The 26,743-nt window shown below is 69.3% G+C and carries 24 protein-coding genes; 15 read left to right on the forward strand and 9 right to left on the reverse strand.

All coding sequences use genetic code 11. The features are described 5' to 3' along the window. Both ACTWLI_RS06450 and ACTWLI_RS06455 read left to right on the forward strand, forming a co-directional pair. Nucleotides 1-297, forward strand: coding sequence for a hypothetical protein (locus ACTWLI_RS06450; protein ID WP_445155823.1), 297 nt, complete (start codon nucleotides 1-3; stop codon nucleotides 295-297). Next, entirely contained in the window at nucleotides 297-1,769 is a 1,473-nt protein-coding gene (locus ACTWLI_RS06455; protein WP_445155824.1) for a hypothetical protein, read from the forward strand. The genes ACTWLI_RS06450 and ACTWLI_RS06455 overlap by 1 nt, the downstream gene beginning before the upstream one ends. Here the strand turns inward: ACTWLI_RS06455 and ACTWLI_RS06460 are convergent. Continuing rightward, nucleotides 1,766-2,194 carry a phage holin family protein gene (locus tag ACTWLI_RS06460; RefSeq protein ID WP_445155825.1) on the reverse strand — a complete coding sequence of 143 codons (429 nt, stop codon included), beginning with the start codon at nucleotides 2,192-2,194 and terminating at the stop codon, nucleotides 1,766-1,768. The two genes, ACTWLI_RS06455 and ACTWLI_RS06460, sit on opposite strands and share 4 nt — an antisense overlap. Nucleotides 2,195-2,253: 59 nt before the next feature. Between ACTWLI_RS06460 and ACTWLI_RS06465 the strand changes: the two genes are divergently transcribed. From ACTWLI_RS06465 to ACTWLI_RS06480, 4 genes are all read left to right on the forward strand, one after another. Beyond that, entirely contained in the window at nucleotides 2,254-3,372 is a 1,119-nt protein-coding gene (locus ACTWLI_RS06465) for a histidinol-phosphate transaminase (RefSeq protein ID WP_445155826.1), read from the forward strand. Between the two features lie 145 nt (nucleotides 3,373-3,517). Next, nucleotides 3,518-4,774 (forward strand): pyruvate dehydrogenase (acetyl-transferring) E1 component subunit alpha, encoded by a 1,257-nt coding sequence (gene pdhA / locus ACTWLI_RS06470; RefSeq protein ID WP_445155827.1) that lies wholly within the window; start codon nucleotides 3,518-3,520, stop codon nucleotides 4,772-4,774. Next, nucleotides 4,771-5,751, forward strand: a complete 981-nt coding sequence (locus ACTWLI_RS06475; protein ID WP_445155828.1) for an alpha-ketoacid dehydrogenase subunit beta — start codon at nucleotides 4,771-4,773, stop codon at nucleotides 5,749-5,751. Before pdhA ends, ACTWLI_RS06475 begins: the two co-directional genes overlap by 4 nt. Before the next feature lie 11 nt (nucleotides 5,752-5,762). Beyond that, entirely contained in the window at nucleotides 5,763-7,313 is a 1,551-nt protein-coding gene (locus tag ACTWLI_RS06480; RefSeq protein ID WP_445155829.1) for a dihydrolipoamide acetyltransferase family protein, read from the forward strand. Nucleotides 7,314-7,527: 214 nt separating this feature from the next. On the opposite strand, the gene ACTWLI_RS06485 is transcribed toward ACTWLI_RS06480, so the two are convergent. After that, on the reverse strand, nucleotides 7,528-7,866 hold the full coding sequence (locus tag ACTWLI_RS06485) for a hypothetical protein (protein WP_445155830.1): 339 nt from the start codon (nucleotides 7,864-7,866) through the stop codon (nucleotides 7,528-7,530). A gap of 225 nt (nucleotides 7,867-8,091) precedes the next feature. Here ACTWLI_RS06485 and ACTWLI_RS06490 point away from each other — a divergent pair, with 225 nt between their 5' ends. Then, the gene (locus ACTWLI_RS06490; RefSeq protein ID WP_445155831.1) at nucleotides 8,092-9,696 is read left to right on the forward strand and encodes an AMP-binding protein; all 1,605 of its coding nucleotides are present in this window, start codon (nucleotides 8,092-8,094) and stop codon (nucleotides 9,694-9,696) included. Between the two features lie 54 nt (nucleotides 9,697-9,750). Here the strand turns inward: ACTWLI_RS06490 and ACTWLI_RS06495 are convergent, their stop codons facing one another. The 3 genes from ACTWLI_RS06495 to ACTWLI_RS06505 all read right to left on the reverse strand — a co-directional run bounded on the left by ACTWLI_RS06495 (nucleotide 9,751) and on the right by ACTWLI_RS06505 (nucleotide 12,214). Beyond that, entirely contained in the window at nucleotides 9,751-10,182 is a 432-nt protein-coding gene (locus ACTWLI_RS06495; RefSeq protein ID WP_445155832.1) for a universal stress protein, read from the reverse strand. 49 nt (nucleotides 10,183-10,231) lie between these two features. Then, complete coding sequence (locus ACTWLI_RS06500) at nucleotides 10,232-11,524, reverse strand: aminotransferase-like domain-containing protein (RefSeq protein WP_445155833.1); 1,293 nt, start codon at nucleotides 11,522-11,524, stop codon at nucleotides 10,232-10,234. Between the two features lie 129 nt (nucleotides 11,525-11,653). Then, the gene (locus ACTWLI_RS06505) at nucleotides 11,654-12,214 is read right to left on the reverse strand and encodes an NAD(P)H-dependent oxidoreductase (RefSeq protein ID WP_445155834.1); all 561 of its coding nucleotides are present in this window, start codon (nucleotides 12,212-12,214) and stop codon (nucleotides 11,654-11,656) included. Nucleotides 12,215-12,340: 126 nt separating this feature from the next. On the opposite strand from ACTWLI_RS06505, the gene ACTWLI_RS06510 reads away from it, so the two are divergent. The 6 genes from ACTWLI_RS06510 to ACTWLI_RS06535 all read left to right on the forward strand — a co-directional run bounded on the left by ACTWLI_RS06510 (nucleotide 12,341) and on the right by ACTWLI_RS06535 (nucleotide 20,550). Then, nucleotides 12,341-12,964, forward strand: a complete 624-nt coding sequence (locus ACTWLI_RS06510) for a TetR/AcrR family transcriptional regulator (protein ID WP_445155835.1) — start codon at nucleotides 12,341-12,343, stop codon at nucleotides 12,962-12,964. Between the two features lie 360 nt (nucleotides 12,965-13,324). Further along, entirely contained in the window at nucleotides 13,325-14,311 is a 987-nt protein-coding gene (locus ACTWLI_RS06515) for an ABC transporter permease (RefSeq protein ID WP_445155836.1), read from the forward strand. A 2-nt stretch (nucleotides 14,312-14,313) separates the two neighbouring features. Further along, complete coding sequence (locus ACTWLI_RS06520; protein WP_445155837.1) at nucleotides 14,314-15,360, forward strand: ABC transporter permease; 1,047 nt, start codon at nucleotides 14,314-14,316, stop codon at nucleotides 15,358-15,360. Beyond that, nucleotides 15,357-17,597, forward strand: a complete 2,241-nt coding sequence (locus tag ACTWLI_RS06525) for a dipeptide ABC transporter ATP-binding protein (RefSeq protein ID WP_445155838.1) — start codon at nucleotides 15,357-15,359, stop codon at nucleotides 17,595-17,597. Before ACTWLI_RS06520 ends, ACTWLI_RS06525 begins: the two co-directional genes overlap by 4 nt. Nucleotides 17,598-17,650: 53 nt before the next feature. Continuing rightward, a complete protein-coding gene (locus ACTWLI_RS06530; protein WP_445155839.1) occupies nucleotides 17,651-19,345 on the forward strand; it encodes an ABC transporter family substrate-binding protein in 1,695 nt (564 codons plus the stop codon). 110 nt (nucleotides 19,346-19,455) lie between these two features. Then, nucleotides 19,456-20,550 carry a Gfo/Idh/MocA family protein gene (locus ACTWLI_RS06535; protein ID WP_445155840.1) on the forward strand — a complete coding sequence of 365 codons (1,095 nt, stop codon included), beginning with the start codon at nucleotides 19,456-19,458 and terminating at the stop codon, nucleotides 20,548-20,550. A 166-nt stretch (nucleotides 20,551-20,716) separates the two neighbouring features. Here the strand turns inward: ACTWLI_RS06535 and ald are convergent, their stop codons facing one another. Further along, entirely contained in the window at nucleotides 20,717-21,835 is a 1,119-nt protein-coding gene (gene ald / locus ACTWLI_RS06540; protein WP_445155841.1) for an alanine dehydrogenase, read from the reverse strand. Nucleotides 21,836-22,078: 243 nt separating this feature from the next. Here ald and ACTWLI_RS06545 point away from each other — a divergent pair, with 243 nt between their 5' ends. Then, nucleotides 22,079-23,299, forward strand: coding sequence for a PucR family transcriptional regulator (locus ACTWLI_RS06545; RefSeq protein WP_445155842.1), 1,221 nt, complete (start codon nucleotides 22,079-22,081; stop codon nucleotides 23,297-23,299). A 35-nt stretch (nucleotides 23,300-23,334) separates the two neighbouring features. Here ACTWLI_RS06545 and ACTWLI_RS06550 read toward each other — a convergent pair whose 3' ends face one another. The 3 genes from ACTWLI_RS06550 to ptsP form a co-directional block, all read right to left on the reverse strand. Beyond that, entirely contained in the window at nucleotides 23,335-23,571 is a 237-nt protein-coding gene (locus tag ACTWLI_RS06550) for a hypothetical protein (RefSeq protein WP_445155843.1), read from the reverse strand. A 74-nt stretch (nucleotides 23,572-23,645) separates the two neighbouring features. Then, entirely contained in the window at nucleotides 23,646-24,083 is a 438-nt protein-coding gene (locus ACTWLI_RS06555) for a helix-turn-helix domain-containing protein (RefSeq protein ID WP_445155844.1), read from the reverse strand. 42 nt (nucleotides 24,084-24,125) lie between these two features. Further along, a complete protein-coding gene (ptsP, locus tag ACTWLI_RS06560) occupies nucleotides 24,126-25,811 on the reverse strand; it encodes a phosphoenolpyruvate--protein phosphotransferase (protein ID WP_445155845.1) in 1,686 nt (561 codons plus the stop codon). Between the two features lie 176 nt (nucleotides 25,812-25,987). Between ptsP and ACTWLI_RS06565 the strand changes: the two genes are divergently transcribed. Beyond that, nucleotides 25,988-26,713: a TetR/AcrR family transcriptional regulator gene (locus tag ACTWLI_RS06565; protein WP_445155846.1), complete on the forward strand. Its 726-nt coding sequence runs from the start codon at nucleotides 25,988-25,990 to the stop codon at nucleotides 26,711-26,713. Nucleotides 26,714-26,743 lie beyond the last annotated feature (30 nt).

The raw sequence follows: 26,743 nt of genomic DNA on the forward strand, positions 1-26,743 counted from the left end.
ATGGGCGGGACGTTGACGGCGGCGGAGGCGGCTGCCTGCGCCTCGCGCAGCTACGAGGTGCAGCAGCTGGCGGCCAGGGTCGAGGCCTGCGCACGGGAGGCGGACGCCGTGCTCGCCGGGCTGGCACGCCAGGAGCTCCAGGCGTGGCAATCCCCGGCCGGCCGCGCGTACCGGATCACCCTGGCGCTGCAGGCGGCAGCGCTGCGGCGCTGCCGGGACGGGCTCCAGGACGCTGCCGCGGCGGTCCTCCGGCACGCCGGTTCGGTGGCGTTGTCCTCCGGCACGCCGGGGTACTGATGACCGAGGTCACCCCGTCCGGCTCCGGTGAGGTTCCGCGGCCCTCGCCGCCGGCACCGGACGGAATGCTGCGGATCCGCGGCGGCCTCGGCGGCCTGAGCTTCCAGTTCGAGGAGCTGCTCGCCGGTGCGGCCGCCCTGGACGGGACGGTGCACCGGCTGTATGCGCTGGAAGCGGAGGCCGACGCAGTCCGGCGGGCGCTCTTCGACTACCAGTCCGACGCGTACAACAGCGGCAGCGGCGCCATCATCGCGGTGGGGGAGGCCGGGCGGGCCGTGGGCCGGGTGCGGGCCGAACTGGAGCGCATCGCGGGCCAGGTCCGGGCCAGCCACCGGGAGTACGAATTCACCGAGGCCCGGAACGCCCTGCTGCTCCGGATCGGGATCAGCGGCCCGGAGTTCGGCGCCGGGCTGCGGCTCTTCGAGCTGCCGGGGGTCCGTGACCAGGCCGAGGGCCACACGGCCGCGGCCGCCGGCGGCCTGGCCCTGCTGCTGGGCCTGACCCGGCCCGCGGGCGCCGCCGCGGCGGCGCTGGCCGGGTCCGGGGACGTCCGGCGCACCATCCGGGACCTGACCGCGGTGCCCGGAATGGGCCACCTCGCGCCCCGTCCGGTGCGGGTCGCCGGCAGCGACACCGCCGCGGCGGACGTCGACCTGACAGCCGCCGGCCTGCTCCGGCGGGCCGGCGCAGTCGGCCGGAACAGCGGCGACATCGAAGTCATCCGCGTCGACAGCGGCGCGCAACGGGCCTGGGTGGTCATTCTGCCCGGAACCCAGCTGGGCGGCCTGCCGTCGGGCACCAACCCGTTCGACGCGGCAGGGATCGCCGAGGGGCTCGGGTACGACTCCCGCGAAACGTGCGCGGCGGTGCGCCAGGCGCTGCGGGAGGCCGGCGCCCGGGCCGGCGAGCAACTCGCCGCCGTCGGGTACAGCCAGGGCGGTATCCACGCCATGAACCTGGCCCGGGACAAGGCGTTTCTGGCCGAGTTCGACCTGAAGTTCGTCCTCACCGCCGGTTCCCCGGTCGGCGGCATCACCCCCGGCCCCGGGATCGCCAGCCTGCACCTGGAGCACGAACACGACTGGGTGCCGGGGGCTGACGGGCGGCCCAACCCCGACACCAGGGACCGGGTGACGGTGACCCTGACCAATGAACTCGTCCTGCCGCCGCCGCAGGAGCTGGGGCTGGGCCCCGGCCACCGGCTCGAGAATTACGCAGCGGGCGCAGAGGCGGTCGCAGCCAGCGCCGACCCCTCGCTGCGGGCCTCGACCGCCGCGCTGGGGGCCGTGGTCGGGACGGGCGGGACCATGGCGGTGACCAGGTTTTCGCTCCGGCGCGACCCCGTGCCGGCCCAGGGCGTGCCCACGGCGCCCGGTCCCCTGCCCGGTTACACCGCCCCGGACACCGCCCCGGACCGAACCCCGCACGCAGCCGGCCGCGAGTCCCGAGACCGGGGCGGCGGGGCCGGTTAGGGGCGCCGGCCGCCGGGCAGCCGTCCGGCCACCAGCGAGACCAGGGTGATGATGATGGCCGCGAACACCGCGGTCCAGAAGAACGAGTCGATCGTGAAGTGCACCGGGGTGTAGGAGCTCAACCAGGAGGTGAGGAACAGCATGGCGGCGTTGATGACCACGGTGAACAGCCCCAGCGTCAGGATCGTGAGCGGCAGCGACAGCAGGCTGACCAGCGGCTTGACCAGCGCATTCACCAGACCGAAGATCAGGCCGATGAACAGATACGCCAGGATGATCCCGATCGTGTCGGTGCCCTGCGTGACACCGCTGTCGGCGACGGCCCCGGTGGTGGCCGAGGTGGAGATGTCCAGGCCGGGAAGGATCCAGCTGGCGATCCACAAGGCAAGGGCGTTGACGATGACCCGCACGAAGAGTGAGCGCATGGCCCCATGCTGTCACATCCCCCGGCCCGCCGGCAGGAGGGCGAAGTAGGCTAAGAGTCATGACTTCATCAGACATCCCGGCCGGGGGGATCCGCCCGCGTCCGGTCGTAGATCTCCTTCCGCGCTATGCCGCCGGCAAGCCGCCGGCTCCCGTCGAGGGGCTCACGAGCTACAAGCTCTCCTCCAACGAGAATCCGCTGCCGCCGATTCCTGCAGTGCAGCAGGCAATTGCCGCCCAGACCGACATCAACCGGTACCCGGACCCCCTGAGCAGCAAGCTGCGCGGCGCGCTCGCCGGCTTCCTTGACGTCCCGGCCGAGGACATCGTCACCGGCGGCGGCAGCCTGGGAGCGCTCAACCAGCTGCTGGCCACCTTTGCCGGCCAGAACGACGACGGCAAAGCCGACGAAGTGATCTACGCCTGGCGCTCCTTCGAGGCCTACCCCATCAGCGTCGGCCTCGCCGGCGCCCAGAGCGTGCAGATCCCGCTGACCGCCGACGGCCGGCACGACCTGGACGCCATGGCCGCCGCGGTGACGGCCCGCACCAAGGTGATCCTGCTGTGCACACCGAACAATCCCACCGGCCCGATCCTCACCACCGAGGAAACGGAACGATTCCTCGAGACCGTGCCCTCGGACATCGTGGTGGTGATCGACGAGGCCTACCAGGAGTTCGTCCGTGCCGACAACGCCGTCGACGGCATCGCGATGTACCGCAAATACCCGAACGTGGTCGTGCTCCGGACGTTCTCCAAAGCACACGGCCTCGCCGGCCTCCGCGTGGGTTACAGCGTGTCCCAGCCCGATCTGACCCAGCACCTGCGCGTCACGGCGACGCCGTTCGCGGTCTCCCAGATCGCCGAAGCGGCGGCGGTGGCCTCGCTGGAGCACTTCGACCAGGTTGTAGAAAGGGTACAAAGCCTGGTCGACGAACGGGACCGCGTGACCTCCGGGCTGCGGGAGCTGGGCTGGGCCGTCCCGGACGCCCAGGGCAACTTCGTCTGGCTCAACCTGGGCGCGGACACTGCGGAATTTGCTGCGCTGGCGGGCGAGCGTGCGCTGTCGGTCCGCGCCTTCGGCGACGAGGGAGTGCGGGTTAGCATCGGCGAACCCGAGGCCAATACGCGCTTCCTCGAGTTGTGTGCGATGTATACAAAACCGCCCCGGCGTTCCTAGCGCTTAACACGACGCCCGCCCGGCGGACGCTGCGGCTAAAGTAAGGACGAGTAAGCCAAAGATATGCCCGCACCGGAATGTATTCCGGAGTCGGCATATATCCCAGCGATGGCGGCGCATTCGGATGCGCAGGCAAGGAGACGGTATGGGCGCTACACATCTGCCCGCTACCGAGTTCGACGGAACCGGCGTGGACGACCAGCTCGAGGCGCAGGCCGAGGCCGTGCTGGGGGATCCCGACGTGCCCATGGTGCAACTGCTGCGCCCCGACGGCACCCTGGGCACGGACCCGGTGTTCTCCGCCTACGCGGAGCGCCTCGACGCCGGCAAGCTGCGCGGCTTCTACGCCGACATGGCCAAGATCCGCCGCTTCGACGTCGAGGCAACAGCGCTGCAGCGCCAGGGCCAGCTGGCCCTGTGGGTCCCGCTCACCGGCCAGGAGGCGGCCCAGATCGGATCCGGCCGGGCCAGCCAGCCGCAGGACTACATCTTCCCCACCTACCGGGAACACGGAGTCGCGCTGACCCGCGACGTGGACCTGGCCGAGTTGCTGCGCCAGTTCCGCGGCGTGTCCAATGGCGGCTGGAACCCCAAGGACACCAACTTCCACCTCTACACCCTCGTCCTGGCCGCCCAGACGCCGCACGCCGTCGGCTACGCCATGGGCATCCAGCGCGACCAGAAGCGCGCCGCGGCGGCCGGGCCGGACGCCGCACGGCAGCCCAAGGCCGCCGTCATGGTGTACTTCGGCGACGGGGCCAGCTCCGAGGGCGACGTCCACGAGTCGATGGTCTTTGCGTCCTCGTTCAACGCCCCCGTGGTGTTCTTCTGCCAGAACAACCACTGGGCAATCTCCGTGCCCACCGCGGTCCAGACCCGCATCCCGCTGTCCAACCGGGCCAAGGGCTACGGCTTTCCGGGCATCCGGGTCGACGGCAATGACGTCATTGCCGTGCATGCCGTCACGGAATGGGCCCTCGAGCGGGCCCGGGAGGGCAAGAGCCCCGTCCTGATCGAGGCCTTCACCTACCGCGTGGGGGCCCACACCACCGCGGACGATCCCACGAAATACCGCGGCTCGGACGAGGAAGCGCAGTGGCGGGCGAAAGACCCCCTGGAGCGGCTGGAGAAATACCTCCGCGCCGAGGGACTCGCCGACGACGCCTTCTTCGACCAGGTCAAGGCCGACGGCGACGACCTCGCAGCCTATGTGCGCCGGACCATCCACGACCTCGGCTCCCCGGATATCCGGACAGCCTTCGCCAACACCTACGCCGAGGCGCACCCGCTGGTGGCCGAGGAGTTGGCGTGGTTCGAGGAGTACAGCGCAGGCTTCGAGCCGGACGCCGGCCAGGGGGCCGACGCGGGACAGCACGACACGGACGGAGCAGTGCGGCGATGACCACGATGACCATTGCCAGGGCCATCAACGAGGGCCTGCGGGCGACGCTCACCAACGATTCCCGCACCCTGCTGATGGGTGAGGACATCGGCCCGCTGGGCGGCGTCTACCGCGTCACCGACGGACTGATCGGCGAATTCGGGGCGGACCGCGTGGTGGATACCCCGCTGGCCGAGTCCGGGATCATCGGCACCGCGATCGGCCTTGCGCTCAGCGGCTACCGGCCGGTCTGCGAGATCCAGTTCGACGGTTTCGTCTTTCCGGGCTTCAACCAGATCACCACGCAGCTGGCCAAGATGCATTCGCGCAGCAACGGCAACCTCACCGTCCCGGTCGTCATCCGCATCCCGTACGGCGGCGGCATCGGGTCGATCGAACACCACTCAGAGTCGCCCGAGGCGCTGTTCGCCCACACGGCCGGGCTCCGGATCATCACGCCGTCGAACCCGCACGACGCCTACTGGATGATCCAGCAGGCCGTCGAGTGCCTGGACCCGGTGATCGTCTTCGAACCGAAGCGCCGCTACTGGCTCAAGGGCGACGTGGACACCGCATCGCCGGGCGCCTCCGCGGACCCGTTCAAGGCCCACGTGCTGCGGGCCGGAACGGACGCCACCGTTGTGGCCTACGGCCCGCTGGTTCCGGTCGCCCTGGCCGCTGCTGCCGCGGCGGCGGAGGACGGCCACAGCGTCGAGGTGATCGACCTGCGCTCGATTTCGCCGATCGACTTCGACACCGTGACCGCTTCGGTGCAGAAGACCGGGCGGCTCATCGTGGCGCACGAGGCCCCGACCTTCGGCGGGATCGGCGGAGAGATCGCGGCGCGGGTCAGCGAGCGGGCCTTCCACTCGCTCGAGTCCCCGGTCATCCGCGTCGGCGGCTTCCACATGCCCTATCCGGTGGCCAAGGTGGAGGAAGACTACCTGCCGGACATCGACCGCATTCTTGAGGCGCTGGAACGCGCCCTCGCTTACTGACGGGGAGCCCCATGACCGTGAACAAGTTCAACCTTCCCGACGTGGGCGAAGGCCTTACCGAGGCTGAAATCGTCTCCTGGAAGGTCAAGGCCGGCGACACCGTGGCGGTCAACGACGTGCTCTGCGAAATCGAGACGGCCAAATCCCTCGTCGAGCTTCCCTCGCCCTACGCCGGAACCGTCACCGAACTGCTGGTGCCCGAGGGAGTGACGGTCGACGTCGGGACACCGATCATCAGCGTCTCCGACGCGGGCCCCGGGGCCCCGGCTCCCGCCGCCGCGCCGGCAGCCACCCCTGCGCCGCAAGCAGCGCAGCCGGAGGCAGGGGAACCGGCCGCGCCGGAACCGGCGCCCATGTACGGGAAGCTTGAGCCGGGCACTGCCGAGCCTGTTGAGGCTGGCGGGCCCCCGGCCGGTGGCCCGCTGGTCGGGTCCGGACCCAAGGCCGACGCCGTCAAGCGCCGGCGCCGGGTCTCCGCCCCCGCTGCACCGGCCGCGGCGGCCAGCGTCGCGCCGTCGGCCGAACCGGTCGAAAGCCACGACATCTGGATCGATCCGGACGCGGTCGCCCGCGCGGAGAGGCCTGCGCCGGCTCCGGCCGGGACCCCCGAGGGGACCCTGGACCAGCGCCCCACCCTGGGCGGCGCCATCAGCGGACTCGTCAACCGGGTGTTGGCCAAGCCGCCGGTCCGCAAAATCGCCCGGGATCTCGGCATCGACCTGGCCGACGTCGTCCCCACCGGCGCCCGCGGCGAGGTCACCCGCGAGGACCTGGTGAGCTACCAGGCCCAGCGTGACGCCGAGGTGGACCGGGCGGACTCGTTCTGGGGCAAGACCGGCCGCCCCCAGGATCAGCGGATTGAACGCATCCCGGTCAAGGGGGTCCGCAAGGCCACCGCGCGGGCCATGGTGGAGTCCGCGTTCGCGGCCCCGCACGTGAGCATCTTCGTGGACGTGGACGCCAGCCGGACCATGGAATTCGTCAAGCGGCTCAAGGCCTCCCGCGATTTCGAGGGCATCAAGGTCTCGCCGCTGCTGATCCTGGCCAAGGCGGTAATCTGGGCCGCGGCCCGCAACCCCAGCGTCAACGCCAGCTGGGTGGACGCCGAAGACGGCAGCGACTCCGCCGAGATCCACGTCAAGCACTTCATGAACCTGGGCATTGCCGCGGCCACGCCCCGCGGCCTGATGGTGCCAAACATCAAGAACGCCCAGGACCTCTCGCTCAAGGAGCTTGCCCTCGCGCTCAACGAGCTCGCGACCACCGCGCGGGCCGGCAAGACCCAGCCCGCGCAGATGCAGGGCGGCACGCTGACGGTCACCAACATCGGCGCCCTCGGCATCGATACCGGCACGCCCATCATCAACCCGGGCGAGGTCGCGATCGTCGCCTTCGGGACGATCAAGCAGAAACCCTGGGTCCTCGACGGCGAGGTGATTCCGCGCTGGATTACCACCCTGGGCGGTTCCTTCGACCACCGCGTGGTGGACGGGGATCTGTCCGCCCGCTTCATGGCGGACGTCGCCTCCATCCTGGAAGAGCCCGCCCTGCTGCTGGACTAGCCGGGCCGGGCCCCGTGCCGCCCGAACGTTCCAGCCCAGTTACTCCTGCCCGGACCGTCCCGCGCCCGCGCCGTTACAAGGGTTTCCGGGCGAATGCCGGCCGCAGGCGCGCAGTAACTGGGCGGGAACGTCCGCAAGGGCAGGAGGCTGCCGGGGGAGGGCGCGCAGTAACTGGGCGGGAGCGTCCGCCCAGGGCAGGAGGAGCCGGGCCGGACTAGCTGCCGGCGTAGGCGGAGAGCAGTTCGGTGACGCCCGGGCCGCCGGCCCACCCGGCGGCGGCAACGGCAGCGGCGAAAGCCAGCCCGGCAAAGCCAAAGCTCGCCGCGGTGACCGTGCTCAGGAACTTCCAGTCCTCGCGCAGGATGCTGCGCACCGTGTCGGGCATCCGCAGCGAGGGGGAAATCAGGTTGGGGGCGCTGTCCACCGAACCGTCGTCGAGGTACGCGACCACACGGCCGGCGGCGCGGTCGACCCGCATCGTACTGATGTGGTTGCCGTGGCGGGCAAGCAGGATGTCGTGGCCAACGAGCTGGCGGCGCTGAAGAGCGGGCATGGGTGTCTCCCGGGAGGTGGTGCGGATAGGGCTGTCCGCGCCATCGGGGGCACCTCCAATTTTATCGTCCGGCCCCGGGCGCACGCCCCAAAACCCGGGTGAGACTGCGCACCAGCCGGCGTGACGGCGGTCAACCCGGGCGGCTCCTGTCGGTGCACGGAACGCGGCGCTAGAGTTGCACCAGCCGCCGCCACGACGACGGACGCCGATCAAAGGAGATTCTGCGTGTTCTCGAGCCCGTTCCCCGCCGTCGATATACCCGACGTCAGCATCTATGAGTACCTCTTCGGCGGCCTGCAGGAGGAAGACCTGGGCCGGATCGCCGTCGTTGACGGCACCAGCGGGGCCGAGACCAGCTATCGCGAACTCCGCGACCGGATCAACGCCCTCGCCGGTGCGGTTGCCGCCGAGGGCCTGGGTGTGGGCGGGGTTGCGGCCATCCTGTGCCCGAACACGCCCGCCTTCACCGTCGTCTTCCACGGCCTGCTGCGGGCCGGCGCCACCGTCACACCGATCAATTCGCTCTACACGGCGGACGAGATCGAAAAGCAGCTCACGGACGCCGGCGCCGGCTGGCTGTTCACGGTGTCCGCCCTGCTGCCGGCCGCCCGTGGAGCGGCAGGCCGGGTCGGGATCCCCGCGGACCGGCTGGTGGTGCTCGACGGCGCCGAGGGCCACCCGTCGCTGGCGGACCTGCTCGGCGCCGGCGTGCCCGCCCCGGACGTCAGCTTCGACCCGGCCACCCACGTCGCGGTACTGCCCTACTCGTCCGGGACCACCGGGCGGCCCAAAGGGGTGATGCTCAGCCACCGGAACCTCGTTGCGAACGTGGAGCAATCGCGCGGCCTGCTCAAGGTACGGCCCGAGGACCGGCTGCTGGCGCTGCTGCCCTTCTTCCACATCTACGGCCTGACCGTGCTGCTGGACCTGGCGCTCCGCGAACGCGCCTGCCTGGTCACAATGCCCAAGTTCGACCTCGCCGAGTTCCTGCGCATCGTGCAGGACCACAAGTGCAGCTACCTCTTCATCGCCCCGCCCGTGGCAGTGGCCCTCTCCAAGCACCCCCTGGTGGCCGAATACGACCTCGGCTCCGTGCACACGACCTTGTCCGGCGCCGCCCCGCTGGACGGAGAGCTGGGCGCGCGGCTGGCCGAGCGCCTGGGCTGCCGGGTGCTGCAGGGCTACGGGATGACCGAGATGAGCCCGGTCTCGCACCTGATTCCGGTGGACGCCACGGACGTGCCGGTCAGTTCCGTCGGCTACACCGTCCCCAACATGGAGTGCCGGCTGGTGGACCCGGCCACGGGGGAGGAGATCCAGGTCCCGGCCGAGGGAACCAGCGCCGCAGGCCACCTGTTGTGCCGCGGTCCCAACGTGATGCTGGGGTACCTCAACCGGCCCGATGACACCGCGGACACGCTGGACGCCGACGGCTTCCTGCACACCGGGGACATCGCCACGGTGCGCGCGGACGGCGTGGTCTCGATCGTGGACCGGCTCAAGGAGCTGATCAAGTACAAGGGGTACCAGATCGCCCCGGCCGAACTGGAAGCCCTCCTGCTCACCCACCCCGGCATCGCCGACGCGGCGGTAATCGGTACCTCCGACGCCGACGGCCAGGAGGTGCCGATGGCCTTCGTGGTGCGCCAGCCGGGACCCGCGGGGGAGGCGCTGGACGAGGCAGCGGTCGGGGAGTTCGTGGCCTCGAAGGTGGCACCCTTCAAGAAGATCCGCCGCGTCGAGTTCATCGACGCCGTGCCGAAATCCGCCTCCGGCAAGATCCTGCGCCGGATGCTCAAGGTGGCCCAGCCGGCGCAGCCGGGGGCCTAGCCGCCGGCCAGCCGCCGAGCAGCCGCCGCCGGCCCGCAGCGGCCCCGCCGCCGGCTAAGCCGGGCTGTCGGTCTTGGCGATGTAGACGTCGCAGGGGGCGTTGTGGGCGACGCTGTTCGCAACGCTCCCGAGGACCCGGCCTAGGCCGCGCATGCGGCGGTTGCCGACGACGATCAGCTGCGCGCCGGAGCGCTCCGCCTCCTGGATCAGCGCCTCGGCGGGCTTGCCCCGGGCGGCGGCGTAGGTGACGTTCAGCTCCGCCGTGCGCAGGCTCTCGGCGACGCCCTTGGCGACTTTCTCGGCGTCGCCGGCGTCGGAGACAATCCACCGGTCGCTGCCGCTGCCGTAGACCTCGGTCCGGTCGCTGTCGAACGCGCTGACCACGTGCAGGGTCGCGCCAAGCGACGCAGCGAGGTCCCGGGCCGTGTGGGCCGCCTTCAGGGCAGTCTCACTGCCGTCGACGCCGACAACGATGATTCCGGTCATGGGGTGCTCCTCTGGTCAGGTCCGGTGCGGACCGCGGCAATGCTTCAGGCTACAACGCCGCGATGGCTTCCCGCAGTACCGGCGCCAGGCGGCGGATGCCCTCCTCGATCGCCTCCGGCGGCATGGCGCTGTAGGCCAGCCGCAGCTTGTTGGAGGGCTCGTCGGAATGCGTGAACGCGGCTCCGGGAATGAACACGACGCCCGCGTCGATGGCCTTCTGCAGCAGCGGATACGTGTCCACCCCCTCGGGAAGGGTGACCCAGACAAAGAATCCACCCTCGGGGCGGGTCCAGCTCAGCCCCTCCGGCATGTACTGCTGGAGCGCGGCGAGCATGGCCTCGCAGCGTTCCCGGTACAGCTTCCGATAGGTCCCGATCTGGCCCAGCCAGTCGTAGTCGCGCAGGTAAGCCGAGACCAGCATCTGGTTCAGCGTCGGCGGGCACAGGGTGACGGCCTCCGCGGCCAGGTAGTACCGCCGCTGCAGGTGGGCCGGGACCAGCGCCCAGCCGATCCGCAGCCCGGGGGCGAAAATCTTGGAGAACGAGCCCATGTAGATGACGTCGTCCGGGTTTCCGGCCCGCAGCGGGGTCAGCGGGTTCCCGTCGAAGCGCAACAGGCCGTAAGGATTGTCCTCCAGCACCAAGATATTCGCTTTCCGGCATATATCGACGACCTGCTGGCGCCGCTCCGGGGCGAGGGTGATGCCCGACGGGTTGTTGAAGCTGGGGATGGTGTAGAGGAACTTGATGGTCTTGCCCGCGGTCTGGAGGGCGGCGATCTTGGCTTCCAGGAGGTCCGGGATGATGCCGTGCTCATCCATCGCCACGGCGCCGACCTCGACCTGGTAGGCCTCGAAGGTGTTCAGTGCCCCGACGTAGGTGGGGTCTTCCACCAGGACGACGTCGCCAGGGTTGCAGAAAACCTTGGTGGCGATGTCCTGCGCGGACTGCGACCCGGCGGTGATGACAACGTTTTCGGGCTTGGCGTCCAGGATGCCCTCGGCTGCCATGACTTCGCAGATCTGCTTGCGGAGCTCCTCGGTGCCCTGGCCGCCGCCGTACTGGAGGGCGGTCAGGCCCTCTTCGGCGATGATCTTCGCGGCCGACTCGGCCAGGCGGCCCAGCGGCAGCGACTGCAGGTAAGGGCTGCCGCCGGCGAGGGAAACCAGGCCGGGACGGAGGGAGATGTCGAAGACATCCCGCACGGCAGACTGCTTGATATTTGCTGCGCGCTCCGAGAAAAGCCTCTCGTGGCGGTGGGCGGACGTAGCCGCACGTTCGATCGCGTCAATTGCCTCTGCCGGAAGAACTTCTTCGGCCGCATCAAGTGTTTCGTGGGTCACAGTCCAAGGGTACAGGCCCAGTTGTTAGAGGGAAAACTTTTGTTCACAAGTCCGCCGTTCACCGGTTTGCGGAGACGCAAGTGCCCCGGCAGCGGACGGCTACCGGGGCACTTGCGTCGAGTTCGGCGGTTAGGCCGCCTGGGTCCGGGCTTCCGCAAGGGCATCGAAGACGCCCTTGATCTGCTCCACGACCTCGGCGTCGTCCTTCGGGTGCACCTCGGCGAAGCGGACCATGGAGCCGGGAACGGCGAGCTTGGCGTCCTCCAGCACCCGGGCGCCCGCGATGCCGGCAGCCTTGCGGGCCTCATCCTGGGCCCAGACGCCGCCGTACTGGCCGAACGCGGTGCCGACGACGGCGGTCGGCTTGTCCTTGAGCGCGCCGGCGCCGAAGGGGCGGGACAGCCAGTCGATGGCGTTCTTCAGCGGTGCGGGAACGGTGCCGTTGTACTCGGGGGTGACCAGCAGCAGGGCGTCGGCGCTGCTCGCGGCGGCGCGGAGGGCGGCGGCGGCCGCCGGCACCTGGCCTTCGACGTCGATGTCCTCGTTGTAGAACGGGATGTTGCCGAGGCTCTCATGGATCACGACGTCCACCTGCTCGGGGGCGTTGAGCTGGATGGCTTCGGCCAGCTGCTGGTTCGTCGAACCGGCCCGCAGGCTGCCGACGAGGGTGAGGACGGTCTTGGTGGTCATGGAATCTCCTTGCTGCGCGCCGCACGAAGACCGGCGGCTGGACGTTCTGGGGGGCTTGTTCAGCCCTTCACCGGATATAAACGGACTGCGGTCCGTTTCTTATTCCCGCTGGCTACAATGGCCCGTGTGAGCCTTATCCCAGTCCAGCCCGGCGGCCCCGGCGGCCCCGGCGGCCCCGTGGCCGAGTCCGAGCGCAGCGACGCCGCCAGGAACCGGGCGCTGCTGCTGAGCGCCGCACGCGAACTGGTTGAAGAAGCCGGCGCCGACGGGCTCACGATGGCCAGCCTCGCGGCGCGAGCCGGGGTGGGAAAGGGCACCGTCTTCCGCCGCTTCGGCAGCCGGGCGGGGCTGATGCTGGCCCTGCTCAGCGATGCCGAGGCCGGATTCCAGGGCCGGTTCATGTTCGGCCCGCCGCCGCTCGGGCCGGGAGCCCCGCCGCTGGCGCGACTCACCGCCTTTGGTGCGGAGCGCATCACCTGGGTGCTCGAATACGGCGAGCTGGCCCGCGCGGCCGATGCCTCCGCCCACAACAGGTTCGATGTGCCGGCAGCCGTGCTCTGGCACCGCCACCTGGAGATGCTGCTCCGGGAAGCCGGGGTGACGGCGGACCCGTGGCTGATGGCCGGGGCCCTGAGCGTGACGCTGGAACCGGAGCGGATCCTGCACTCCGTGCGCGTCCACGGGGTCTCCCCGGAGCGCCTCGCCGAGTCCTGGCGCGAGCTTGTCACCAGGGTCGTGCGGGGCGGCTAAAAATAGCCGATTCGGCGCCCGGTGCCAAGTCAAATCAATTCACCTGAGTTATTCATAACGATCTGGTAGTAGACCACCCATTTCGCGCCGCTTGGTGCGTCTTCCGGAAATACCTATGTGGTAGTTTCCTCTGGAATGTGACCCGCAACATAGTCCATCAGGGCTCGCCGAAAGGCATGCGGGCGGCCAGGCACCCGCTGGCCTTGATCCCCGATCGGCAGCGGAAAACCCCCTGCCTGCGGGGGGACAACGGAAGGATCCATGCTGTGAATGTTGTACCGACCCCGGCGCGCGGCCAGGCAGGCCCGGCCCGACCGGCGGCGCCCGGCGCCGTAACCGCCACGGCGATCCTGAACTAGCATGCTCCGTTATCTGGCCAAGCGTGCCGTCACTTATGCGTTCATGATCTTCCTGACCACCAGCGCCGGGTACTTCCTGGCGGTGACCAGCCTCCAGCCCGCACTGCTGGAGCAGGAGAAGATTCCGCGGCCGACGCCCGAACAGATCGCCAACTCCTTCCGGCTCAAGGGCCTGGACCCCGCGCTGAGCCCGTGGGAACGCTACGTTGACTGGCTCACCGGGATCGTCACCCGGTGGGACTGGGGCCGGAGCCCGAACGGCGCCTTCGTCAATGCCGAGTTCGGCGACCGGGTGTGGATCTCCACCCGCCTGTTCCTGGCCTCGATCATCCTGACCCTGATCATCGGCGTCGCCCTCGGCGTCTACACCGCGGCACGGCAGTACAAGTTCTCCGACCGCGCCATCACCTCCTACAGCTACCTCGTCTACATCGTGCCGGCGCCGATCGCGTACTTCCTGGTCCAGCTCGGCGCCATCAACATCAACGAGACGGTGGGGGAACGCATCTTCTTCGTCACCGGCATCTCCACCCCGGGGCTCGACGGCGGCGGCTGGGCCCAGTTCGTCGACATGCTCGCCCACTACGCTGTCCCCACCTTCGCCATCACGATCGTCGGCTGGGGTGCCTACCAGATCGCGCAGCGGCAATACCTGCTGGACAACGTCAATGCCGACTTCGTCCGCACCGCCCGCGCCAAGGGCCTGACCCGCAACCAGGCCATCACCCGCCACGCCCTGCGCGTGTCGTTCATTCCGGTGGCGCAGAGCATCGCGTTCACCATCCCGGCCATCTTCGCCGGCGGCTTCTTCGCCGAAAAGATCTTCGCCTGGCACGGCGTCGGGTCCTGGAGCATCGACGCGATCGCCCTGCAGGACGTCAACGCGGCCACGGCAACGCTCGCCTACGGCTCCGTGATCTTCGCGATCGGGGCCATCCTCGCCGACTTCGCCACCACCCTTGTCGACCCGAGAGTGCGGGTGCAGTAGCCATGACCAACCTGAACGCCATCGATCCGGCCGCCGTCGCCGAAGAAGCCAAAATCGAGAACGACGACGTCGTCATCGCCAAGTCAACGATCATCCTGCGGCGCTTCCTGCGGAACAAGACAGCGGTGACCGGTCTGGTGATCTTCCTGCTGCTGACCGTGCTGTCCCTGGTCGGCGGCGCCTTCTCCAGCTGGGACAAGGAGACCATCGACCCCTTCAACATCGGCGTCGGCCCCTCGGGCGAACACCTGCTGGGCACCTCGCAGGCCGGCATCGACCTGTACGCCCTGACCGTGGAGGGCACCCGCGTCTCCATCCTGATCGGCGTGGTTGTCGGCCTCGTCTCCGTCCTGATCGCCGCGGTCTACGGCTGCACCATGGCCTATTTCGGCGGCAAGGTCGACAAGGTCATGCTCTTCATCCTCGAGGCCTTGATCATGATGCCGGCCCTGCTGGTCGTCGCCGTGGCCACCAGCGGCGGCGGCAACGGGCTCAAGCAGAACCTGCCCAGCTGGCTGCTGCTGATCATCGTCCTGCTGATCTTCAACTGGATGGGAACCGCCCGCCTGATCCGCTCGCTCTCGATGTCGCTGATGCAGCGGGACTTCGTGAAATCCGCCCAGTACATGGGCGTCCCCGCCCGGCGCATCGTCTGGCGCCACCTGGTGCCGAACATCGGCTCCCTGCTGGTGCTCGACATCACCCGCGGCGTGACCGGCGCCATCCTCGCCGAGGTAGCGTTCTCCTTCATCGGCATCGGCATCAAGGTCCCGGACGTGAGCCTGGGCGTGCTGATCGGCCAGGCCACCTCCCAGGTCTCCACCTTCCCGTGGATGTTCTGGGTGCCGCTGACCGTGATGTTCCTGCTGACCGGGTCGCTGGCCATGATGAACGACGGGCTCCGGGACGCGTTCGACCCCAGCTCCAGCTCGATCGGCAGCGCCCGGAAGAAGAACGCCGGCCGGCCAGGCAGGGCAAACGGCAGGAAAGCCGCCGCCGCAACTGCCGCCGGCGCCACCACGGAGACCGCAAAGAAGATGACCCCATGAGCAGCGATACCACCGCCACCGACCTCAGCACCGCCGAGCGGCTGCACGTCGCCGGACTGCACACCGCCTACGCGGATGCCCCTGCCGGGGCCGTCCTCTCCGTCCGGGACCTGAACGTCCGCTTCAACACCGAAAACGGTGTGGTGCACGCGGTCCGGGGCGTCGACTTCGACCTGATGCCGGGCAAGACCCTCGGCATCGTCGGCGAATCCGGCTCCGGCAAGTCCGTGACCTCGATGGCCATCATGGGCCTGCTGCCGGAAACCGCCGAGGTGACCGGCTCGGTCCGGCTCAAGGACACCGAACTGCTGGGCCTCAGTGACAAGGCGATGTGCCGCTTCCGCGGCAACGACATGGCCATGGTCTTCCAGGATCCGCTGTCCTCACTGACCCCGGTCTACACCGTGGGCACCCAGATCATCGAAGCCCTCACGGTGCACAACCCGACCATGAGCAAGCAGGCCAAGGAAGCGCGCGCCGTCGAACTCCTGGCCATGGTGGGGATCCCCAGCCCCAAGGACCGGCTCAAGGCCTTCCCGCACGAGTTCTCCGGCGGCATGCGCCAGCGCGTGATGATCGCGATCGCGATCGCCAACAACCCCCGGGTACTGATCGCCGATGAGCCGACGACGGCGCTCGACGTCACCATCCAGGCGCAGGTGCTGGAGGTGCTGCACACCGCGCAGGAGGAAACCGGGGCCGCCGTCGTCATGATCACGCACGACCTGGGCGTGGTGGCCGGCATGGCCGACGACATCATGGTCATGTACGCCGGCCGCCCGGTCGAAACCGGCAGCGTCGATGACATCTACTACAACGCCCGGATGCCCTACACCATGGGCCTGCTGGGCGCCGTCCCGCGGGTGGACGTGGCCGAGAAGAACTCGCTCGTGCCGATCGAGGGCATGCCGCCGAACCTGATCCATACCCCCACCGGCTGCTCTTTCGCCCCGCGCTGCCCGCTGGCCAGCGAAGCCTGCCTGCACGGCGAACCGGACCTCCGGGCGGTCGCCGGCACCGGCGGGGGAACCCTGGAACACCGCGCCGCCTGCATCAAGAGCGACTCCCTCGGCGGCAACGTGGACGTCCACGAAATCTTCCGGGCCCCGGAGCTGCCGGTGTCCCGCTTCGACGCCGTCCCCCGTGCCGAACGCACGACGGTCCTGGAACTCACCGACGTCAAGAAGCACTTCCCGCTGATGAAGGGCGCCCTGATCAAGCGCAAGATCGGCACGGTCAAAGCCGTGGACGGGCTCAGCTTCGACATCCGCGAAGGCGAGTGCTTCTCGATCGTGGGGGAGTCCGGCTGCGGCAAAACCACCACGCTGCTGGAGATCATGGAGTTCCACCGCGACCAGGACGGCGAGGTGAAGATCGGCGGGCTGAGCAACAAGGCCGCCTCCGACGCCAAAACCAAAGCCGCCATGCGCCGCGAACTGCAGATGGTGTTCCAGGACCCCACCGGAGCCCTGGACCCGCGCTTCACCGTCTACGAGGTGCTGGCCGAACCGCTGGAGAACTCCGGCATGGCCAAGCCGGCGATCCGGAAGCGGATCATGGAGCTGATGGAACTCGTGGGCCTCCAGCCGGACCACGTCAACCGCTTCCCCAACCAGTTCTCCGGCGGCCAGCGCCAGCGCATCGGCATCGCCCGGGCCCTGGCGGTCAACCCCAAACTGGTGGTCCTCGATGAGCCGGTGTCCGCCCTCGACGTCTCGGTCCAGGCCGGGGTCATCAACCTGCTCGACAAGCTCCGCGCCGAACTCGGGCTCAGCTACCTCATGGTGGCCCACGACCTGTCCGTCGTGCGGCACATCTCCAACCGGGTGGCCGTCATGTACCTGGGCAAGATCGTCGAGATCGGCGACGTCGACGAGGTCTTCGACAACCCCCGCCACCCCTACACCCGGGCGCTGCTCTCCGCGATTCCGGTCCCGGACCCGCACCTGGAACGCACCCGCGAACGCATCATCCTCGAAGGCGACCTGCCGTCTCCGCTGGATGCCCCGAAGGGCTGCAACTTCGCGACCCGCTGCCCGGTCTTCGCCGCCCTGCCCGCCGCCAAGCAGGAAAAATGCCTGAGCCTGGAGCCGCCGCTGGAAAGCGCCGCGGCACCTGCGGCACCCGCCGCGGCACCTGCCGGCCCGACGTCGGGCCCCACTGACCAGCAATTCGCCTGCTTCTATCCGGACGGCGAACTGGACGCGGACCTGTTGGTTGTCCACGAGTCCCTCTGACCCACCACACCGCACCTGAACGACAAACTCGTACAAAAATGAAGGGGAACATCATGAAGAATCTGACCAAGATCGGCGGGGTGGCCGCCGTCGCGGCAGCCCTCGCGCTGACCGGCTGCGGCGGAGGCGGGGCCACCACCACCGCCGAAAGCGCCAAGGCCCAGGACGCCTCGGGCGACCTCAGCAAGCTCGTCAGCGTCAACGCCAAGAAGGCCGACGAACTCAAGCAGGGCGGCACCGTGACCCTGCCGGTCGGCAACATCGGTCCGGACTTCAACGGCTACTCCAACGCGGGCAACTCGGCGGACAACACCGAACTGCACTACCCGATCGATGAGGCCGGCTACGTTGGCTGCTGGAAGCTCGACTTCGACGGCACCGCCAACCTGAACAAGAACTTCTGCGAGGACTTCAAGAGCGAAGTCAAGGATGGCAAGCAGACCATCACCATCAAGATCAACCCGAAGGCCGTGTACAACGATGGCACCCCCATCAACGCCGAAACCTTCGTGAACACCTGGAAGATGCTCAACGGCAAGAACAAGGACATCGACATCGTCTCGTCCGGCGCCTACGAGTTCATCGACTCCGTCAAGGCAGGCAGCAGCGACAAGGAAGTCGTTGCCACCACCACCCAGCCGGTCTACCCGCTGAGCGACATCTTCGGCGGCTTCATTCCGCAGGCCGTCAACACCCCGGAGATCTTCAACACCGGGTTCTCCGGCGAGATGCACCCGGAGTGGATGGCCGGCCCGTTCAAGGTGGAGAAGTTCGACTCCGCCGCGAAGACCGTCACCATGGTCCCGAACGACAAGTGGTGGGGCGAAAAGCCGGTCCTGGAAAAGGTCGTTTTCCGCCAGCTTGAGGCCAGCGCCGAGATCGCCGCGTTCAAGAACGGCGAAATCGATATGGCTGACGGCCGTACGCTCACCAAGTACAAGCAGCTCGAAGGCACCAAGAACTCCGAGGTCCGCCGTGGCCAGCGCCTGTTCGCCGGCGGCCTGAACCTCAACGCCCAGAAGGCGCCGCTGACCGACGTCGCGGTCCGCAAGGCCATCTTCACCGCTGTTGACCGTCCGGCCGTGCGTGCCGTGCGCTTCGGCGGCCTGAACTGGGAAGAGGAGAGCTCGGGATCGATGATGCTGATGCCGTTCTCCAAGTACTACCAGGACAACTACCCCGTCACCGAAGCCGGTGCCGAGCAGGCCAAGAAGGTCCTGACCGAGGCCGGTTACGCTCCTAACGCCAAGGGCATCATGGAGAAGGACGGCAAGCCGGTCTCCTTCAAGATCACCAACTTCGGCGATGACCCGACCTCGCTCGCCACGGTCCAGACGCTGCAGAAGCAGCTCCAGGCCGCCGGCATGGAGGTCGGCATCGACCAGCGCGGCGACGCCGACTTCGGCAAGGTCCTGGGCAGCCGCGACTTCCAGCTGACCATCAGCGGCTACACCGTCGGCTCGGACGCCACCTCCGGCGTGAAGCAGTTCTACGATTCCAAGACCAACGAAAACGGCCTCGGCGACGCGGAACTGGACAAGGCCATCAAGGACCTCGCCTCCATCCAGGACGACGCCGAGCGCAACAAGGCGGCCATGGAGGTCGAAAAGAAGCACATGGCGAAGTACTACTCCATGGGTGTCATCATGAACGGCCCGCAGATCTACTTCGCCCGCACGGGCCTCGCCAACTACGGCGCGTCCCTGTTCCAGACCCCGGACTGGAGCCTGGTGGGCTGGCAGAAGTAACGCTCCCTCACGTATAGCGGCTTTTCAGGCGGCGCTCCCTCACATCGTGGGGGAGCGTCGCCTGAATTGTTTCCGGAGCTGGGGGAGCGTCGGGCGGGTAGCGTGGAGCAATGACCTCCGAACCCGCCCGCTCCGCCTCCGCCCCCGCGGCCCCGGCCCCTATCCGCACCGCCGTCGCCGGCTACGGGCTCTCCGGCAGCGTGTTCCACGCGCCGCTGATCGCCGCCAACCCGGCTTTCTCCCTCGACATGATCGCCACCTCCGACGCCGGGCGGAAAGCGGCGGCGGCCGCCGCCCACCCGGACGCCCGGCTCGTGGACACCCCGGCCCAGCTCCTGGACCTGGCGGAAGGCCTGGACCTGATCGTGCTCGGCACCCCGCCGGCCACGCACTACCCGCTCGCGAAGGCCGCGCTGGAGGCGGGCCTGGACGTCGTCGTCGACAAACCCTTCACCGTGCGCAGCGCCGAGGGGCAGGAACTGATGGAGCTCGCCGGCCGGCTGGGGCGGGTTCTCACCGTCTTCCAGAACCGGCGCTGGGACGGGGATTTCCTGACCGTCCGCGGCCTGCTGGAGAGCGGCGCGGTGGGCACGGTCAGCCGTTTCGAGTCACGCTTCGAGCGCTGGTCCCCGGCCGTGACGAAGGCATGGAAGGCGGCGGCCACGGCGGGCGACGGCGGCGGGGTGCTGTTCGATCTGGGCACCCACCTGCTGGACCAGGCGCTGCAGCTCTTCGGCCCGGCCACCGTGATCCACGCGGAACTCGCCGCCCGGCGGGACGGGGAACGCGCGGACGACGACGCGTTCGTGGCGCTGCGGCACGACTCCGGCGTGACAAGCCACCTGGCCATGAACCTCCTCTGCGCCCAGCAGGGGCCGCGCTTCCGGTTGCTGGGCCCCGGCGGCGGCTTCACCAAGCACGGCGTCGACCCGCAGGAGCCCTACCTCGCGGCCGGCGGCAGCCCGCTGGACGCGGCGTACGGGGTGGAGGACGCCGACTGGGCCGGACGGCTCGGCCGCGACGGCCACCTGGACCGGCTGCCCACCGAACGCGGCGCCTACCCGGAGTTCTACCGGCTGCTCGCCGAAAAGATCGCCGACGGCGGCGCCTCCTCTGCCCTGCCCCTCCCGGTGGATCCGCAAGACGCCGTCGAGGTGCTCAGGCTGATTGAGCAGGCCCGGAAACTGGCCGGTAAAAGGGCTTAACGCACGCAACGCTGGACGACGGGCATCCGGCAGCGTGCGTCAAAGCGACGAAGTGGGCCCACGCCGTTCGGGTTCCCTGGCCGAGCTTGCGAGGCGAGGGGAACGGCGGGGAGCAGCACGCAGAGGATGTCTGTCGCCCAGCGCAGCGGGACGATGACGGTCTTACTTACGCGGAGACCAGCTCGTGCCAGTCGGCGACGAGTGGCAGGTTGTGCGCCTCGGACACCGAGTGGTGGGCCACCTTGCCGCCGGCAATGTTGAGGCCGGCGGCCAGGGCCGCGTCGCGCTCGAAGGCGGCCTTGACGCCCAGGTTGGCCAGCGACACCGCGTAGCGCAGCGTGACGTTGGTCAGGGCGTAGGTGGAGGTGTTCGGCACGGCGCCGGGCATGTTGGCGACGCAGTAGAAGATCGTGTTGTGCACCTTGTAGGTCGGTTCCTGGTGCGTGGTGGGGTGCGTGTCCTCGAAGCAGCCGCCCTGGTCCACGGCGATGTCGACCAGCACGGAGCCGGGCTTCATCCGGGAGACGAGCTCGTTGGTGACCAGCTTCGGGGCCTTGGCGCCGGGGATCAGCACGGACCCGATCACGAGGTCGGCGTCGACGACGGACTTTTCGATCTCGTAGGCGTTCGATGCGACGGTCTTCAGGCGGCCCTGGTAGAGGGCGTCGAGTTCGCGCAGGCGGTTGATGTTGATGTCCAGGATGGTGACGTCGGCGCCGAGGCCCATGGCCATCACGGCAGCGTTGGTGCCGGCCACGCCGGCGCCGAGCACTACGACCTTGGCGGGCCGGACGCCGGGCACGCCGCCCAGCAGCACGCCCTTGCCGCCGGCTGGAGCCATCAGCGAGGTGGCGCCGACCTGCACGGACAGGCGGCCCGCGACCTCGGACATGGGGGCCAGCAGCGGCAGCGTGCGGCCCTCCTGCACGGTCTCGTAGGCGATCGCGGTGACGCCGGTGTTGATCAGTTCCTGGGTCAGCTCCGGCTCGGCGGCCAGGTGCAGGTAGGTGAAGAGGATCAGGCCCTTGCGGAAGCGGTGGTATTCGGCCTTGACCGGTTCCTTGACCTTCATGACCATGTCCGCGCGGGCCCAGACGTCGTCCGCGTCGGCAACGATCTCGGCGCCGGCGATCGCGTATTCCTCGTCCGTGATGCCGGAGCCCAGGCCTGCGCCGCGCTCCACCAGGACGGTGTGGCCGTGGTGGCGGAATTCGTGGACGCCGGCCGCGGTGATGGCCACCCGGAATTCGTTGTTCTTGATTTCTTTGGGGACACCGATGATCATTTTTGGGCTCCAGTGATGGTGGCCGTGCAGGCCGGGTGTGCGGGGGAAGTCGTGATTCCAGAATAGGACCGGCTGTGAGGCAGGCGACAGGGCTGCCTGCCCCGCCCGCCTCGGCAACCGTGTCATTCCGGGGTTTTCGGAAACTGCGGCTCGACAAATGTCGGGCATGGGGGCGGCAGGTGTCGCCTGCTGTCCGTTGGCGTCCGCTCGCCGGTCCGGGGCGCCGGGCAGTACTGTTGCAGCATGCAGCAGCAGGACGTCGAGCAGCTCGTGGAGCGCGTGGCCCTCAGGCTCGGGCGCGGACTCTCGCTCGAGGACCTCGACGGCGTGCTCCTCGCCTACAGCTCCAACCAGTCCCACGCGGACCGGGTGCGGGTGAACTTCCTGCTCAGCAAGCGCGTCCCCGTCGACGTCAGCGCCTGGCAGCTGTCACACGGGATCGCGACGGCGGTGCGTCCGGTGGTGGTTCCGGCCAACGAGGAGCTCGGAATGTTCGGACGCGTGTGCGTGCCGCTGCTGGTTCGCGGCTTCCGGGTGGGGTACCTGTGGGTCCAGCTCGACGCCGGGGAGCCCACCGCCGGGTCGGTCCTGGCCCAGCTGCCGGACGTCGCGCCGGAGCTGGAGCAGCTCTCCGCCCTGCTGCTGGATTCCAACACGGCCGGGTCCGAGTTCCGCCGCCGCCGCGAACAGGAGTTCCTTGCCGCCTGCCGGGGAGAGGCGAACGCCGTCGCCGCCGTCGCCGGCTGGAAGGAGGTGCAGGGCCGCGGTCCCTGGCAGCTGGTGACCGTGCTCGACGCCGACGGCTGGGCCGAGGGCGCCGACCCGATCGCGTCCACCCTGATCCATCGCTCCGCGGCGCTGCAGGCCACGATCGGCGTCGACGCGGCGCTGTTCAGCGCCGGAACGGAAACCCACGCCGTCGTGCTCTTCAAGGAGTCCACCGGCCGGGCCGACCACGCCCAGGTGCTGGTGCACTACCAGCTGGAGCTGGCCAAGCGCGCCGGCCGGCCCGTGCACAGGATCATCCTCGGCACGTCCGAGGGGTTTTCCCGGCCGCGGGAACTGGCGGAGGCATACCGGCAGTCCCGCCAGGCCGCGCAGGCCGCGGCCGTGGACCCGCAGCTGGGCGAACTGGTGGACTGCCGCTCCACCGGGCTCTACCAGCTGCTCGCCTCGGCGGGCGGCGGGGCCGGGGCCTGGGCGGACGCGGGCTCGGTGTACTTCCGGATGCTGGAGGACCACGACCGGAACGCGGAGCTGCTGCCGGTGCTGGAGCTCTTCTACGACAATGACAGCTCGGTCCAGGAGGTGGCGGCCAAGCTGCACCTGCACCGAAGCAGCGTGTACAACAGGCTCGGCCGGATCCGGCAGGTGCTGGGCGTGGATCCGCTGAAGGGAATGGTCCGGCTGGAGCTGCACGCGGCGCTGAAGGCGCGGCGCTGGGCGGAACGGCCCCGGTTTTAGGGGCAGGATCTACGGCCCGGATCCAGGCCGCTCGGTCAGCGCTCGTCCCGCAGCGCGGAATTCCGGTCCGTGCCGGAGGAGCCGTCCGGGCCCGCCGCGTCCCTGTTCCGGCGGGTCAGGCGGCTGTCGGTCCAGAGGGCCACGGCCACGAAGGCGACGCAGCTGGCCATGAAGGCCGCGGTGGCGTTCAGGCCCATCACCGTTCCGAGGATGCCGGTGAGCAGCATGGCGGCGATGCCGGCCAGGATGTGCCACCCTCTGAACTTACCCACAATTCAAGCGTAACCCCGGCCCCTGCCTCGGTCCGGCGCCCGGGCGGGATCGTTGTTTGATCCTTATCACGCCGTCACGAACCGTCCGCCGCACCTGCCGGGACGTCGTCACCGCTCCCACCGGCCGTGGCCGGGCCGGCGGGCGCTTTCTTTCGCTGGGTTTCCAGCCAGGCCATGATGTCGGCCAGCCTGATCCGGCGGTGCGTGCCCCGGTACTCGACCGGGATCTCGCCGCGGTCGGTCATGTTCCGCAGGTAGGTGTGCGAAATCCCCGCCAGTTCGGCCGCCTTGGAGGTGGTCAACATCTCCTCGACGCTGCTGACCGTGACGGATTCCCCCCGGCTGAAGCGTTCCAGCAGGTCCACGACGGCGTCCCTGGCCGTCGGCGGCAGGCGGTGGACGGTGCCGTCGACAAAGACGGTGATGTCGCTGCTGCCGTTGAGGGCGTACCGGAGTTTCTGTGCGTCGTCGGCCGGGAGCCCGGCCGTCACCCGGGGAGCTATCAGTGTCATGGACTGCATCCTAGCGCCCCGGGCGGAGGGCCCGGTTCCCGGTTAGAGGCCCAGGTCCTCCAGGACCGGCAGCTTGGCCCGGACCCAGGCGCGGGCCTCGGTGGCGCTCGGTGCGGACAGGGCCAGCTTGGCCAGATCCTGCGCCTCGGCGAGGGTGACCGTCTTCAGGACCGCGGCCACAGCCGCGATGGAGCGGGCCGTCATGGACAAGGTGGTGACGCCCAGCCCGGTCAGCACGACGGCGAGGGCCGGGTCCGCGGCGGCCTCGCCGCAGACGCCCACCGGTTTCCCGTGGCCTTCCGCGACGGAACCCTCGACCGTCAGGCCGACGAGCCGCAGCACGGCGGGCTGCCACGGGGTGTTCAGCCCGGCGAGCGGACCCAGCTGCCGGTCCGCGGCCATCGCGTACTGGGTCAGGTCGTTGGTGCCCAGGCTCGCGAAGCCCACTTCGCGCAGGATGGCTTCCGCGGTGAGCGCCGCCGACGGCACCTCCACCATGACGCCCGGGGTCTTGATCCCGGCCGCCGCGCACAGCGACGCGAACCGGGCGGCCTCCTCCGCGGTGGAGATCATCGGCGCCATCACCCATACGTCCGCTTGGGATTCTTGTTCCGCGCGGGCGATCGCCTGCAGTTGGCGTTCGAGCACGCCCGGGGTGGTGAAATCGGTCCGGTAGCCGCGGACGCCGAGCGCCGGATTCGGCTCGGTGGCGTCGGTAAGGAACGGCAGCGGCTTGTCCGCCCCGGCATCCAGGGTCCGCAACACCACCTTCTTGCCGGGGAAGGCGTCGAAGACCCCCTTGTACGCGGCGGCCTGTTCCTCCACGGAGGGTTCGGTGTCGCGCTCGAGGAAGCAGAACTCGGTCCGGAAGAGGCCCACGCCCTGGGCGTTGAGCCCGGCGGCGGCTGCCGCGTCCTTGGCCCCGCCCACGTTCGCGAGCAGCGGCACCAGGTGCCCGTCCGCCGTCGTGCCGTTGCCGTCGAAGTCCGCCAGCAGCGATGCGGTGGCGGCCCAGTGTTCCGCCGCGTCCCGCTGGGCCTGGTCCGGTTCCGCCGTGATGGTGCCGGCGGCCCCGTCAACGTAGACCTCGGTGCCGTCCGGGAGCGCGTCGACGCCGGCGGCGGCAACGACGGCGGGCAGGCCCAGGGACCGGGCGATGATCGCCGTGTGCGACTGGGGACCGCCGCCGGCCGTGAGCAGCGCCAGCACCTTGTCCGGGTCGAGGGTGGCCGTGTCCGCCGGCGCCAGGTCTTCGGCGATGAGGATGAACGGAGCGTCCGAGGACGGGATCCCCGGGGCCGGCACGCCGCGCAGTTCCGCGACGATCCGGGCCCGGACGTCGAGGACGTCGGTGGCGCGTTCGGCCATGTAGCCGCCCAGGTTATGCAGCATCTCCGAGACCGAGGCGCCGGCCTCCCAGATGGCCCGCTGGTTGGAGGTGCCCCGGCCGATCAGCTTGGCCGCGGACTTCAGCAGCATGGTGTCGGTGGCCATCAGGGCGGTAGCTTCCAGGACCGCCTTGCCGTCCCCGCTGACGGTTTCGGACCGCGCCTTGAGCTGGTCGTGCACGGACTTGGCGGCCGCCTTCAGCGCCGCGGTCGCCTCCTCGGCGGAGACCCCCGGGGGCAGCTGCTCGCCAGCTGGCGGCTCGCTGACCGGCTTCGGCATCTGGCGGATGGTGCCGATGATCCGGCCGGGGCTGACGCCTACTCCTTGGAAGTTCTGCACTGAAAGTCCTCAATCTCTGCCGTGAGCCAGTAAGTCGGTCCAGGTGCCGCCGCAGGACGGCTGGATCCCACGTTTCCCGCGGCGGACGGCTACGTCAACCCGGGTCGGGAGGTCCCTGAAAAAAGTGTATGTGATGCACTTCATATAGCGTTGCTATAGGTGCTAGGGTAGCGGGTATGAGTATCGATGGCCAGCTACCGCCCAAAACCCGGCTGCTGCGCGCAGCGGCCGGATTGCTGGCCAAGTCCGGGGGAGCCGCGGTCTCCACCCGCCAGATCACGCAGCTGGCGGGTGTCACCGCTCCCACCCTCTACCACCACTTCGGGGACAAGGAAGGGCTGTTCGACGCCGTCGTGGCCGCCGGCTTCGAGGACTACGTTGCCCGGGAGCGCGACTTCGCGCCCTCCGGGCAGCCGCTGGAGGACATCCGCCGGATGTGGGACCAGCACGTGCAATTCGGACTCAAGCAGCCCGAGCTGTATCTGGTGATGTTCGGCAACATCCGCCCGGAAAGCCGCCCCGCCGTCGTCGCCGACGCCGAGGCGCTGATGGAGGAAATGCTCAACAAGGCCGCCGTCGCCGGCCAGCTCGCCGTCCCGCCCAAGGAGGCGGCCCGCAGCATCCTGGCCGCCAACGTGGGCGTGACGCTCATGCTGATCACGGAGAAGGCGCCCGAACGGAACCTTGAGCTGTCCGCCATGACCCGGGACGCGATGATTTTCGCCGTCTCCACCGAACAGGCCCGGGACAGCGGGCCGGATTCCGGGAAATCCCCGGTCGTGGTGGCGGCGATCGCCCTGAACGCGGCGCTGCAGGCCTCGCACTCGGACCAGCTCTCGAGCTCCGAACTCAAGCTTTTTCTCGAATGGCTCCACAGGATCTCCACCAGTTCCACCAGCTAGCTCGAAATATCGGACAATCCTGCGGTGCAG

Source organism: Arthrobacter sp. Hor0625, from assembly GCF_052567525.1.